The sequence below is a fragment of the Senegalimassilia anaerobia JC110 genome (assembly GCF_000236865.1).
GTDB classification, from domain to species: Bacteria; Actinomycetota; Coriobacteriia; order Coriobacteriales; family Eggerthellaceae; genus Senegalimassilia; species Senegalimassilia anaerobia.
In genome coordinates, this window is record NZ_HE611014.1 from 206,724 (window position 1) to 219,382 (window position 12,659).

Here is a 12,659-nt window from a genome sequence, read left to right on the forward strand (position 1 = left end):
TGCCCGCCCTTGCTTCTCAAGGGGGGGCAGAACCCGACGGATGCTGTTGTAATCGCTTTGCTCAATATTATGTTGCGCTATGAAAGGGTTAGGATGAAGTTCACGGTTGTGGCGGTTGGAAAGCTGAAAGAACGCTTTTGGGTGGATGCCTGTGCGGAATATCTGAAGCGCCTGCAGCCGTACGCGAAAACCCAAGTGCGCGAAATTGCGGATATCGACCCGCGCAAGGCCGGCGGCGTGGATGGCGCGCGTGATAAGGAGGGCGCAGCCATCTGTACTGAGATCGAGAAGCTTGGTGCGGACACGCATGTGGTGCTGCTGGCCATCGACGGCAAGGAACGTTCGAGCGAGGGGCTGTCGAAGCGCCTTGACAACCTGATGCTGCAAGGGAAAAGCAACTTCGCATTCGTCATCGGCGGATCCGACGGCGTGAGCGATGAGGTGCGCAAGCGCGCAAACGAGCTCCTATCGTTCGGCCCCATCACGCTCCCCCACAACCTGGCGCGCGTAGTCCTGCTCGAGCAACTCTACCGCTCCCAAAAAATCTCCCACGGCGAGCCTTACCACAAATAACATTGCGCACCTGACGCCTAGCTGACACTTAGGGGACGTGTCGTTAAGTGTCCAGTTCAGGTAACAGCTAGGGTGACAGCTAGGGGACGTGTCGTTAGGTGTCCGGTTCGGGGATGAATGCACGGCACCGCGCTGACTGAACAGCGGCTTTACGCAACCATCGTCGTTTTGCCGGCATCCTTGTTCGCATCGCGGCCGTTCAGGGGCTGCCGGTATCTGCCCGCTTTGCTTCGATCGTCATGTGCGAAGCAAGCGTTTGCCCGCGATTGCCGAGCTTCTTATACTGTTTCGGAACGAATTTGCCTGCGAAGGAGGCGCTTCCCTATGCGGATGATTTCTTGGAACGTGAACGGCCTGCGAGCTGTTTTGAAGAAGGGCTTCGAGGATATCGTGTGCCAGTTCGATGCCGATGTGGTCGCGCTGCAGGAAACGAAGCTGCAGGCGGGCCAGGCGACGCTGGATTTGCCGCAATATCGCGAGTTTTGGAGCTATGCGGAGAAGAAGGGCTATTCCGGTACGGCGGTTTTCACGAAGGAAGAGCCGCTGCAGGTGCTTCACGGTCTGGGCTTTCCCCACTTGGATAACGAGGGGCGCATCGTGGCGTGCGAGTTTCCCGAGTATTGGTTCGTTTGCGTCTACACGCCGAACGCGCAAAACGAGCTGGCGCGCATAAATCATCGCATGGAATGGGATGACGCGTTCCGCGACTTTTGCAAGGGCCTGGAAGAGGGTGTGCTCCCGGCCGGTGTTCCGGTGGAGCGTGCCGGCGCCGACGGTAACGTGGTGTTGCGTCCGGAGGCGGGCCTTGGCGAAGGGAAGAACGGCGCGGACGTGATCCCGGAATCGGCCCCCATGGGCGACGGGCATTTGCCCACGCAATGGCTTCCGCTGACCCAGCCTGGTGAATCGGCGCAGCCGAAACCCGTTGTCACTTGCGGTGATTTCAACGTGGCGCACCACGAGATCGACCTGAAGAATCCCGGCCCCAACCGCGGAAACGCCGGCTTTTCCGATGAGGAGCGCGAGAAATTCACCAAGCTGCTTGACGCCGGGTTCGTCGACACCTTCCGCAGCACGCACCCCGATCTTGCTGGCGCGTACTCCTGGTGGAGCTACCGCTTCAACGCACGCAAGAACAACGCGGGGTGGCGCATCGACTATTTCCTGGTCAGCGACGTTTTGGCCCCGCGCATCCAAGCCGCCAGCATCTACAACGAGGTGTTCGGCAGCGACCACTGCCCCGTCGGTCTTGAACTCGACGTGGACTAGCTCCGACGCCTTGGTCCTGACACTTCGGGGACGTAGCGCTATCTGTTCGCCCGAAGTGTCAGGCCGCGATGTGTCTGGGATGGGGGTTGGCGAAGCTGCTGGTGGAGCGTGGTATCATGCTAGGGTTCGAAACGAGAGGCTGCGGCAACTGGAAGTCAAGCTGCCGAGTCTGTATTCAGTACTGCTAGAAGGAAAATAACCGTATGGATACTGCAAAGATCGAAGCCGGCGTTCGCATGATTTTGGAAGGCGTGGGCGAGAATCCCGACCGCGAGGGTCTGAAGGAGACGCCTGCACGCGTTGCCCGTATGTACGAAGAGGTGTTCGCCGGCCTGACGGAAGACCCTGCTGTGCATTTCGCCACCACGTTCGATGAGCACTGCAGCGAAATGGTGCTTGTGCGCGACATCTATTTCTACTCCATGTGCGAGCATCACTTGGTGCCGTTCTTCGGCAAGGCCCACATCGCCTACATCCCGGCGGCCGACGGCCGTGTGTGCGGCTTGTCGAAGCTGGCGCGTCTGGTCGAAGTGTATGCGAAGCGTCCGCAGGTGCAGGAGCGTTTGACCTCGCAGATCGCCGACACCCTGGTCGAGCAGCTGAATCCGCAGGGCGTCGTGGTGGTGCTTGAGGCCGAGCACATGTGCATGAGCATGCGCGGCGTGAAGAAGCCCGGCAGCCATACCGTCACCAGCGCGGTGCGCGGCGTGTTCGCCGGCAGCACCGATGCGGCCCGCGCCTCGCGCTCCGAGGCCATGTCGCTCATCTTGCGCGAAACCCGATAACGCAAAGGCTTGGTTATGGAAGCCGTTGCCGACGTATGTCAACAGCTGTTCGGCATCGCCCCAGGGGCTATGCTGCTGGTGTGCCTGCTCGTGTTCCTGGCGGGATACGTTGACGCCATCGCGGGCGGGGGCGGCCTGATCTCGCTGCCTGCCTATATGATCGCCGGCCTGCCCACGCATGCCGCCATCGCAACGAACAAGATGAGCTCGACCATGGGCACCACCATCGCCACCTGGCATTATGCGAAATCGGGCTACATCCAGTGGAAGTTGGCGGGCGTTTGCGTGGTGCTTGCCGTAGCCGGATCGACCATCGGGTCGAATCTGGTCCTCATCACCAGCGATGCCTTCCTGCGCGTGTTCCTGCTGGCCGTGTTACCGATCACGGCCATCTACGTGATGAGGTCGAAGAGCTTCGGTAAGCAGGACAAAGAGCCGCTTTCGCCGAAACGCACCGCGTCGCTTTGCGCTTTGGTGGCGTTTTGCGTGGGCGTATACGATGGCTTCTACGGTCCTGGGACGGGCACGTTCCTGATGCTGCTGCTCACCGGCGTGGCCCATCTGAAGCTCAAATCCGCCGCCGGCATCACGAAAGCCATCAACCTTACGACCAACGTCACGGCGCTGGTGGTGTTCCTCCTGCATGGCCAGGTGTTGTTGGTTCTCGGCTTGGTGGCTGGCGCCTTTAACATCGTGGGCAACTACCTGGGCTCCCACAGCTTTTCGAAGAACGGCGGTGCGGTCGCCCGACCCATCACCATCGTCGTCCTGGTCATCTTCTTCGCGAAGGTTATTTGGGATTTCGTCGCCTAAGCCGTGAAACAGCCTGCCGATGGGTGCGGATGTTTCACGTGAAACATCACCTGGAAATACAAGGTGCATGACAATCAGGTACTATGGAAGCATACTGAAACGAGCGCGTCGGTCGCGCGGGTGAAAGGATTCGAACATGAAGTGCGTTATCAGCGTTCTTGGCAAGGATCGTAGCGGTATCGTCGCAGCTGTTTCTGTTGCGCTGGCCGAATGCGGCGCCAACATCGACGACATCAGCCAGACCATCCTGGGCGATATGTTCTCCATGACCATGTTGACCACGCTGGACACTGAGAAGGCCGACTTCAACGCTGTGCAGGAGAAGCTTGAAGGGGTCGCTACTGAGCTGGGAGTGCAGATCACCATCCAGCGCGAGGATGTTTTCCAGTTCATGTACAAGATTTAGTTCTCGAATCGGATCGTGCTGCTTGCGAACAAGGGCGTAAGCCGAATCGCTTGCATATAAGCCGCCGAACGACGGCCCGGAGTCGCAGACTCCGGGCCTTTTTGCGCACCGCTATAATAGGAAACCGTGACCCATCAGACGATCAGGGAGAAGTCGAATGACCCGAATCTATTCGTACACCCAACCGCTCGATGCTGATATCGTCGACGCATTCTGCCTTATGCAGAAGGGCTTCACCGATCAATTCGTGTATTACCGCAAGGACCGCCCCACCCGTTTCATGGGCTTGGGGCGCTGTATCGCGTTGCCGACCTTGGACGATGCCGAGTGCGAACTGACGGGGCCGGCCGCCGAGCAGCCGGTGTTCTTCTCGTTCAACCGATTCGACGCGCATAATCCCGCGCCGGCCGATGAGCTGTTCCAATCGTTCCCCAACCTGCACTTCATGCTGCCCGAAGTGGTGCTCATCGAGAACGAGTGCGGCGCTTTCCTGCAGGTGAACTCCCTTGGCCCGGTGTACGCCGGCCGTGTCGAGCGTTTCGCGCGCCTTGCCCTGACGGCGCCGCATCGCACGCGACGCACCGTTTCGTATCAGCTGGAACTCGATTCGCGCTCCGCTTGGGAGCAGGCGGTGGGAAGCGGGCTTGATGCCATCAAGAGCGGCCGCGTGGAGAAGGTGGTGCTCTCGCGCCGTCTGAAGCTGCGTGCCGACGAGCCGTTTTCCTCGAAGGACCTGCTGGTGAACCTGATCGATGGCACCGCGCACGGAACCGTGCTGCTGTACCGATATGCCGACGTGTTCTTCTGCGGCTGCACCCCCGAGCTGCTCGTGAGGAAATCGGGCTGCGAACTGGAAAGCATGTGCCTGGCGGGAACGTGCCCGGCATCGCCCGATCCGGCCGAGAACGAGCGCCTTGCGCAGGGCTTGCTGAACGATGCGAAGAACCGCGCCGAGCATGACTACGTCGTGCGCTTCATCCGGGATGTGCTGGGCCGTACGTGCTATGCGGTCGATGTCCCGAAGGAGCCGACCATCATGCCGTTGACGCGCATTCAGCACCTGATGACGCCTGCGCGCGCAAAACTGCTCGAAGGCGTCGATCTGTGGTCGATGATGGGTGGTTTGCATCCCACGCCCGCGGTTTCGGGCACGCCGGTCGGCGAGGCGAAGATGCTCATCCGTCAGATCGAAGCCTATAACCGCGGCTTCTTCGCCGGCGCATGCGGCTACGTCGATGCAGCGGGAGACGGCGAGTTCAGCGTGGCATTGCGCACGGGCGTGTTCGACGGCGAGATCGGCTACGTGTACGCCGGATGCGGTATCGTCGACGGAAGCCGCGCGGCGGACGAGTACGACGAGATCGCGCTGAAGCTGAAGACCGTGCTCTCGGCATTCGATGGCGAAGCCGGCGCCGCCTCGTCCCACGCTGCGCAAACCAGCCCGCAAACCGCAACGCAAACCACGGGCGAAACCAACCCGCAAGCCGCGTCGCCGGCTGACCTGCAGGAGATCCCTCAGGTTGCGGGTCAAACCGCAATGCAAAGCGCGGGTCAAACCGACCCGCAAACCACGACCGCAGGGAAAGGGGAAGCTCGATGACCGTCGCCGATCCGTGCGCAACTGCGCGCTTTTTGGGAGCGTTCTTCGATGAGCTTGCGAAATGGGGCGTGCAAAACGTGGTGATCAGCCCCGGGTCGCGTTCCACCCCGCTGTCCATGACCGCCTACGAGCTGTCTTGCCGCGCTCCGCAGCGGATGAGCACGTATGTGGACATCGACGAGCGCGGCGCTGCTTTCCTGGCGCTGGGCATGGCGAAAGCGTCCGGTCGTCCGGCGGCGCTGGTGTGCTCGTCGGGTACGGCCATCGCAAACTACTATCCGGCCATCCTCGAGGCGGAGTCGTCGCGCGTGCCCCTTATCGCGCTGACGGCCGACCGCCCGCCACAGCTGCAGGGGCTGGGCGCTCCGCAAACCTGCGATCAATCGCACGCTTACGGCACGCACGTGCGCGCCTATCGCGGGATGCCCTTGCCCGCAGATGACGAAGGATCGCTGCGCTTCGCCCGCCAAGCCGCCCGCGAGGCGTGCATCGCCGCGCTCGGGTCGTGCAATCCCGCGCAGAACCAGGAAACGCAAAACTCCTTGGCGGTACCCTCGGCTGCAAAGGCGAGCGCATCCCATCGTCTTGCCGGAGCCTGTTTCGGTGGTCCGGTGCACCTGAACTTCCCGTTCGACGAGCCGCTCAAGCCCGATGTGACGCTCCCCGACCTGTTCGATGCCGGCATTCCTTGCGCCGAGCCCGCTGGAGTCAGCGCGGCTCCCGGGGCAAAACCTGCCCGCAAACCGTCGCTTCCCGTCGGCGCCGCGCACGTGCATGGGGGCATGGAAGGCGTTGCGGCGGCGCAGCTTGCCCGCGAGCTGCTGGCCAATAGCGTGCTGCTGCTGGCGGGCGAAGGCTCCTGCGCCACGCACGTGGAGGCGCTGCGCGTGCTGGCCTTCGCGCGCACCTTCGCCATTCCCGTGCTCGCCGACCCGCTCTCGGGCCTGCGCTCCTTCGACGATCCGCTGGTGATCGGCAACTACGACAGCGTGTTCCAGCCTGGCGGCATCTCGCCTGACGAAAGCCTGAACCCGCAGGTCATCGTACGTTTTGGCCGCTACCCCGTGTCGAAGCGCGCGACACAGTGGGCCCGTGCGCGCGAGGACGCCGGCGTGCTGCAGGTTGTGGTCGACCCCTTGGAAACGCGCGACACCAACGCCGCCACCACGGTGTTCATCCGTACAAAGCCCGCCGATTTCGCGCAAAGCATGCTGCGCGCGCTGCGCGTGGAGGACGGCCCCGCGGCGGCAAGTGCCAATGACCTTTCGTTCGCCAACGCCTGGCAGCAGGTGGAGGAAGCCGCCGCAAAACGCATAGCCGCGGTAGATGCCGACGAAGAGCCCGGTGCCGACGGCTTCGAGGGCGCCTACGTCCGTCGCGTGCTGGAGCTTGCCCCCGAAGGCTCGTGCCTGTTCGCGGCAAACTCCATGAGCGTGCGTGCCGTGGACACCTTCTACTTGAAGGGCGGCAAGCAGCTAACTGTGCTGGCGAACCGGGGCCTGAACGGCATCGACGGCACGGTTTCCACGGCCATCGGCGCCTCGCGCTGCTTCGGCCGCACCACGCTGATCACGGGCGATTTGACCATGCAACACGACTTGAACGCCCTGGCGTTGCAGCGCGAGCTGCGCGTGCAGCGGCAGCTCGCCGACGCCGCAGGCGACGAGAACCGCGCGCCGAAACAGGGCGCCAAGCGTAATAGCTGCGAAACAAACGCCGGCGAGCAGGGCATTACCATCGTGCTGCTGAACAACAACGGCGGCGCCATATTCGATATGCTGCCGCAGAAGTCGCAGGAAGCGTATTTCGAGCGCCTGTTCCTCACGCCTCAGGACGTGGACTTCCAGGCAGCGGTCGCCGCATTCGGCGTGCCCTACAGCAAAACGGCCACGTTGGCCGAGTTCGACCGGGCGTATCGAGCATCGCTGGATGTTCCGGGCATTAGCTTCATCGAAGTGCCCGTGCCCCTGCAGGGTCTGCGCGAACGCTACGCCAAGTATTGGTAGGCGCTCGGCGCGTAACCGTCGCTGGCAAGGTAAGCGCTTTGCGCGATTATCGCCGCAGCGTCGGCGATTTGCGCCCTAGCGTTGCCGGCATACTGTGTTGTACGCAGCACATACAACGATAAAGCGCTAAGGGATCGAGGAGGAGCTCATGGAAGTGATGAACGAGCAGTCGGAAACCGCCTGCTTCGACGTTGACGGAGTCCGATATCGTTACCTGTATATGAAGGAGGATGATCCCGCTCGCGGTCGTCGCCGCACCCCGGTGCTGTTTGTGCACGGATTCGCGCAAAACGCGCTGTCCTGGTTCCCCACAAGCCGCACCATCTTCCTTGAGCGCGACGTGTACGGCATCGACCTCGTCGGCCACGGCGGGTCGTCGGTCCCGGTCCATCCGGCGCCGTACAGCTTGCTCGCAATGGGCGAGGCGCTCCTTGCCCTTATCAAGCTGATTCCGGGAAAACCCCTGGTTGTGGCCTATTCGATGGGTGGGCGCGTAGCGCTTTCCGCATTGCTTGAGGTCGGTCCCGCGGCTTTCGCCAAGCAAACGAGCGGCTTGCTTCTGGAAAGCGTGGGCATGGGGCCGAAAACGCAGGCGGAGCGCGATGCCGCCATCAAACGCGATGCCGATATGGCGCGCCGCCTGCGCGAGACGCCGCTGAAGGACTTCATGACCTACTGGGAGAACCTGCCGCTGTTCGAGTCGCAGAAGGCGCTGCCGAAAAAGGTTCGCGCCGCGGTCCGCGCAAACAGGCTTGCCAACGATCCCGAGGCGCTGGCGAAGTGCGTGGAATGCGCAGGTCAGCACCGCATGCCCTCGTATCGCGAGACCACGGCGGCGCTGCGCGACCTCGGCCTGCGCGGCTACCCGGCCTTGTATCTGGCCGGCGAAAAGGACGCAAAATACAGCAAGCTCGCAGCAAGCCTGCACGAGGAGGGCATCGTGAGGACGCGTATCGCGCCGAAGGTGGGGCACAACGTCCATCTGGAGGCCCCCGAGGTGTTCGCCGCCTGCGTGCACAGCGTGGCGACTCGCTAGCGGGGCGTCGCCGTCCGCCCGTGTTGCGTGGCGACGTGCTAGCGGGGCGTCCTCGGTCCACTCGTGCAACGTGGTGCCGGGCTGCGAACTCCGCGGCCTTATCCGTCAGTCCCCTCTCAACGGCCTGGAAGGTGCTTGCCGTAACCTTGCTCCAAGGTACTTGCGGCAAGCGCCCGTTTCGCCCCCTTCCATTCCGTGCCATGTTCCCGTGCATTGCCGATTAGCGTCTTGACGTGGTGCGACTTTGCTACAATGCACTCATTGGAAACCAGTATGCACGCAAGTTCGAATCAACTCGAAACAGAGGCTCACCGGCTATGGATGACAAAACGCAAGGTACCGAGCAGCAAGACCAGCTATCCGATATGTCGAGGGACGAACTCGATGCGGAGATCGGCCGCTTGCTCGGCGTCTATCCCGTCGTGCGCTTCCTTGACGAACGCGAGATAGAGGAAGATGAATCTTGCCTTCTGTACGGCGGCGCGTGCGTTTGCATGCGCGGGGTGTGTAAGGATATTCTGCGCGATGGAGGCTCCCGAACGCATAGGGTGCTCATGGGTGATCAGGTCCATCGCGCATCGGCTCGGTACGTGAACGTCGATGGCAAGCCGGGTGTGCTCATGTGCGCTCAGCCCATCGACGCGGTCGCTGGCGGCTTGCTTTCCGAGGAGCTGCTCTATCACGATGCGCTGTCGGGCGCGTACAACCGGCGATTCTACGAAGACAACCTGCGCAATCAGCACGTGTTCGCCGGCGTGGCGGTTTTGGACCTGGACGATTTCAAGCTGGTCAACGACACGCTGGGCCATCATGCCGGCGATGTCGCCATCAAAACGGCCGTGAGCGCGCTCAGGAGCTGCATCCGGTCCAGCGATATGCTCGTACGTTACGGCGGCGACGAGTTCGTGCTGGTCATCCCCGGCATTTCCGCTGACGTCTTCGCGCGCAAGCTGCACGATATGGCGGATAAGGTGGCCGAAACGCCAGTTCCCGGATACGAGAACATCAACCTTACCGTCAGCGTCGGCGGCGTGCTGTCCGAAGGTCGCACCGTCGAGGAGGCGGTACGCCAGGCGGATGGCCTCATGTACAAGGCGAAGGGCCGCAAGAACCTCGTCATAACCGATTCCGATGACCTTGATTCCTATGAGTTCCATAAACCGTTGCTGCTGGTGGTGGACGATTCCGAGATGAACCGCGTCATCCTGAGCGAGATGCTCAAGGATCAGTACGAAATCCTCGAGGCGGATTGCGGCGAAGCGGGCATCGCGTGCCTGGAACAGCATGGAAGCGGCATCTCCATCGTGCTGCTCGACATCGTCATGCCCGGTGTTGACGGCTTCGACGTGCTCTCCCTCATGTCGCGCAACGGCTGGATCGACGACATCCCCGTCATCATGATCTCGAGCGAAGACTCCGACGACTCGGTGCTGCGCGCCTACGAGCTGGGCGCTTCCGACTACATCGGCCGTCCCTTCGACTCGCGTATCGTGCGCCAGCGCGTCAGCAACATCATGCGCCTCTACACCAAGCAACGGCGCCTTTCCGCCATGCTCGCGCAGCAGTTCTACGAGCGCGAACGCGAAAGCCGCATGCTCGTCGACATCATGGGCGGAGCCATGGAGCTGCGCAACGGCGAAAGCGGCCCGCACGTGAAACACGTACGCAAGCTCACCGAGATGATGCTGGAGCATCTGATGCGCAAAACGGACCGCTACCACATCACCTCAAGCGATCGCAGCACCATTGCCGCCGCCTCCACACTGCATGATCTGGGGAAGCTATCCATCCCCGACAACATCTTGAACAAGCCGGGCAGGTTGACGCCCGAGGAGTTCGAGATCATGAAGACCCACACCACCATCGGCGCCGATATGCTGGAGGGCATGGTGCAGTACCGCGACAGCGCCCTGGTGCGTGCCGCGCGCGACATCTGCCGCTGGCATCACGAACGCTACGACGGCAGCGGATACCCCGATGGGCTGAAGGGCGAGGAGATCCCCATATCGGCGCAGGTCGTGGCATTGGTCGACGTCTACGACGCCCTCACTAGCGATCGCGTGTACAAGAAGGCGTTCCCGCACGAGAAGGCCATGCGCATGATCTTGAACGGCGATTGCGGAGCGTTCAACCCGCTGCTCATCGATTGCCTTATCGATCTGCAGGACCGTATCGTCGCCGAGAAGGACGAGCAAGATTCACCCCCCCCTATTTCGGTGAATGACGAGGGGGCGGGAAAGAGCGGAAGCTTGATCGATGAAGGGCGCCCCGATGATGAAAATGGGCCGACAAGGAAAGGTTAGATAGGCAATGAGCGCGATTCAAGATGCATATAACCAGATAGGAGCCGATTTCAGCGACGTGTTGCGCCGTTTCACCAGCGAGAAGCTCATCGTGCGATTCGCCGAGAAGTTCCTGGAGGACGGCAGCTTCGAGCAGCTGGGCGAAGCGCTTCGAAGCGGCAACGCGGATGCCGCGTTCCTTGCCTCCCACACGTTGAAGGGCGTCTCGCAGAACATGGGATTTACCGGCTTGTACGAGCCGTCGAACGCACTGACCGAGGAGCTGCGCGCCAAGCCTGCCGACTTCACGCGGGCGAAGGAGCTGTTCGAGCCCGTAAAGGCCGAGTACGGCAAGACGGTCGAGGCGCTGCGCGCCGCCCTGTAGCAATCGACGGCGCTTAGCTGCGCAAGGAACGGGGAACCCGCTCAGACGCTCCGTACGATGCGGATATCGTGCGGAGCGTGCTTATGTCGGGCGAATTCGCTACCATTGTTTCGTACACGTAAAACTTCGCGCAAACCCTTGCGTTTTCGCGTAGCAGCGGAAGGAATCACATGAGCGATATCCAGTGGCAACCTGGAAAGCAATACCGCGAGATCGTCTATGAAACGTACGAGGGCATCGCGAAGATCACCATCAACCGTCCCTCCAGGCGCAACGCCTTCACGCCCCTGACGGTGAACGAGATGTACGACGCGTTCTCCGTGGCGCGCGATGACGCCTCCATCGGCGTCATCATCCTCACGGGCGCCAATCACGGCGGCCGTCACGAGGACGAGGCGTTCTGCAGCGGCGGCGATCAGAAGATCCGCGGCAACGGCGGCTACGTCGGCGAGGACAACATCCCCCGCCTGAACGTGCTCGACCTGCAGCGCCTGATCCGCGTGGTGCCCAAGCCCGTCATCGCCATGGTCAACGGCTATGCCATCGGCGGCGGCCACGTGCTGCACATCCTGTGCGACCTGTCCATTGCCGCGGAGACGGCGAAGTTCGGCCAAACGGGCCCGAAGGTGGGCAGCTTCGACGCCGGATACGGCGCGGGCTACCTGGCGGCCATGGTCGGCCAGAAGAAGGCGCGCGAGATCTGGTACCTGTGCCGTCAGTACACGGCGCAGGAAGCGCTCGACATGGGCATGGTCAACAAGGTGGTGCCTTTTGAGCAGCTCGAGGAGGAGACCGTGCAGTGGGCGCGCGAGATGCTGCAGTTCAGCCCCACGGCGCTGCGTTTCATGAAGGCGTCCTTCAACGCCGCCACCGATGGCCTGGCCGGCCTGCAGCAGTTCGCCGGCGATGCCACGTTGCTGTACTACACCACTGACGAGGCGAAGGAGGGCCGCGACGCGTTCAAGGAGAAGCGCAAGCCCGACTTCTCCAAGTACCCGAAGTTCCCGTAAGTCGTTTCAGCAGTTCAAGGTAAAGGTAGGCGCAGAACCCTCATGATCGGCGTATTCGAAGGCATGGTGCGGCAGAACCCGCAGCGCACGTGCTTCACGTTTGTCGATAAGGAAGGGAACGTGGAAGCGTTCTCGTATAGGGAAGCCCGCATGATGGCGGCGGGCCTGGCCAGCCTGTTGCGTCGAAGGGGCGTCGAGCCGGGCGATGCCGTGGTGATCGACCTGCCGAACAACCCGGCCTTCGTCATCATGCTGCTCGCGGCCGCCTACGGCGGGTTCTCGCTCATCACCATGAACACGCGCTTGACCGATGCCGAGAAGCAGGCGCGCCTGCTCGACCTGCAGCGCTCCCGCGCCGTGAACGTCGCCTACACCGTCGATATGTCGAACGCGGCGCACCTGCTGCAGACCGTGGCCGACGAGGCCACCGGTACCGCCGATGCGGCTGCGCACGGTCGCGGTCATGCGCAGCGCACGGCGTTCGCGGCGCGCAC

The 12,659-nt window shown here is 62.2% G+C and carries 12 protein-coding genes; all 12 read left to right on the top strand.

Annotated features, from left to right (window positions below; all coding sequences use genetic code 11):
* Positions 1–573: 23S rRNA (pseudouridine(1915)-N(3))-methyltransferase RlmH (locus SFHG_RS00925; RefSeq protein WP_238318236.1), on the top strand; the 573-nt coding region annotated here is incomplete at its 5' end.
* A gap of 324 nt (positions 574–897) precedes the next feature.
* A complete protein-coding gene (locus SFHG_RS00930; RefSeq protein ID WP_042432343.1) occupies positions 898–1,842 on the top strand; it encodes an exodeoxyribonuclease III in 945 nt (314 codons plus the stop codon).
* 203 nt (positions 1,843–2,045) lie between these two features.
* Positions 2,046–2,627 carry a GTP cyclohydrolase I FolE gene (gene folE, locus SFHG_RS00935; RefSeq protein ID WP_042432346.1) on the top strand — a complete coding sequence of 194 codons (582 nt, stop codon included), beginning with the start codon at positions 2,046–2,048 and terminating at the stop codon, positions 2,625–2,627.
* 15 nt (positions 2,628–2,642) lie between these two features.
* Complete coding sequence (locus SFHG_RS00940; RefSeq protein ID WP_202898024.1) at positions 2,643–3,440, top strand: sulfite exporter TauE/SafE family protein; 798 nt, start codon at positions 2,643–2,645, stop codon at positions 3,438–3,440.
* Positions 3,441–3,576: 136 nt separating this feature from the next.
* A complete protein-coding gene (locus SFHG_RS00945; RefSeq protein ID WP_042432349.1) occupies positions 3,577–3,846 on the top strand; it encodes an ACT domain-containing protein in 270 nt (89 codons plus the stop codon).
* A 157-nt stretch (positions 3,847–4,003) separates the two neighbouring features.
* A complete protein-coding gene (locus SFHG_RS00950) occupies positions 4,004–5,446 on the top strand; it encodes an isochorismate synthase (protein ID WP_081468859.1) in 1,443 nt (480 codons plus the stop codon).
* Positions 5,443–7,452 carry a 2-succinyl-5-enolpyruvyl-6-hydroxy-3-cyclohexene-1-carboxylate synthase gene (menD, locus tag SFHG_RS00955; RefSeq protein ID WP_042432351.1) on the top strand — a complete coding sequence of 670 codons (2,010 nt, stop codon included), beginning with the start codon at positions 5,443–5,445 and terminating at the stop codon, positions 7,450–7,452. The genes SFHG_RS00950 and menD overlap by 4 nt, the downstream gene beginning before the upstream one ends.
* Before the next feature lie 148 nt (positions 7,453–7,600).
* Positions 7,601–8,488, top strand: coding sequence for an alpha/beta fold hydrolase (locus SFHG_RS00960; RefSeq protein ID WP_052297744.1), 888 nt, complete (start codon positions 7,601–7,603; stop codon positions 8,486–8,488).
* A gap of 317 nt (positions 8,489–8,805) precedes the next feature.
* Positions 8,806–10,791 (top strand): diguanylate cyclase, encoded by a 1,986-nt coding sequence (locus SFHG_RS00965; RefSeq protein ID WP_052297745.1) that lies wholly within the window; start codon positions 8,806–8,808, stop codon positions 10,789–10,791.
* Between the two features lie 7 nt (positions 10,792–10,798).
* Positions 10,799–11,155, top strand: a complete 357-nt coding sequence (locus SFHG_RS00970) for an Hpt domain-containing protein (protein WP_042432353.1) — start codon at positions 10,799–10,801, stop codon at positions 11,153–11,155.
* Positions 11,156–11,325: 170 nt separating this feature from the next.
* The gene (gene menB / locus SFHG_RS00975; protein ID WP_042432355.1) at positions 11,326–12,165 is read left to right on the top strand and encodes a 1,4-dihydroxy-2-naphthoyl-CoA synthase; all 840 of its coding nucleotides are present in this window, start codon (positions 11,326–11,328) and stop codon (positions 12,163–12,165) included.
* A gap of 42 nt (positions 12,166–12,207) precedes the next feature.
* Positions 12,208–12,659, top strand: a 452-nt coding sequence (locus tag SFHG_RS00980; protein ID WP_042432358.1) for an AMP-binding protein, incomplete at its 3' end; no start/stop codon positions are given.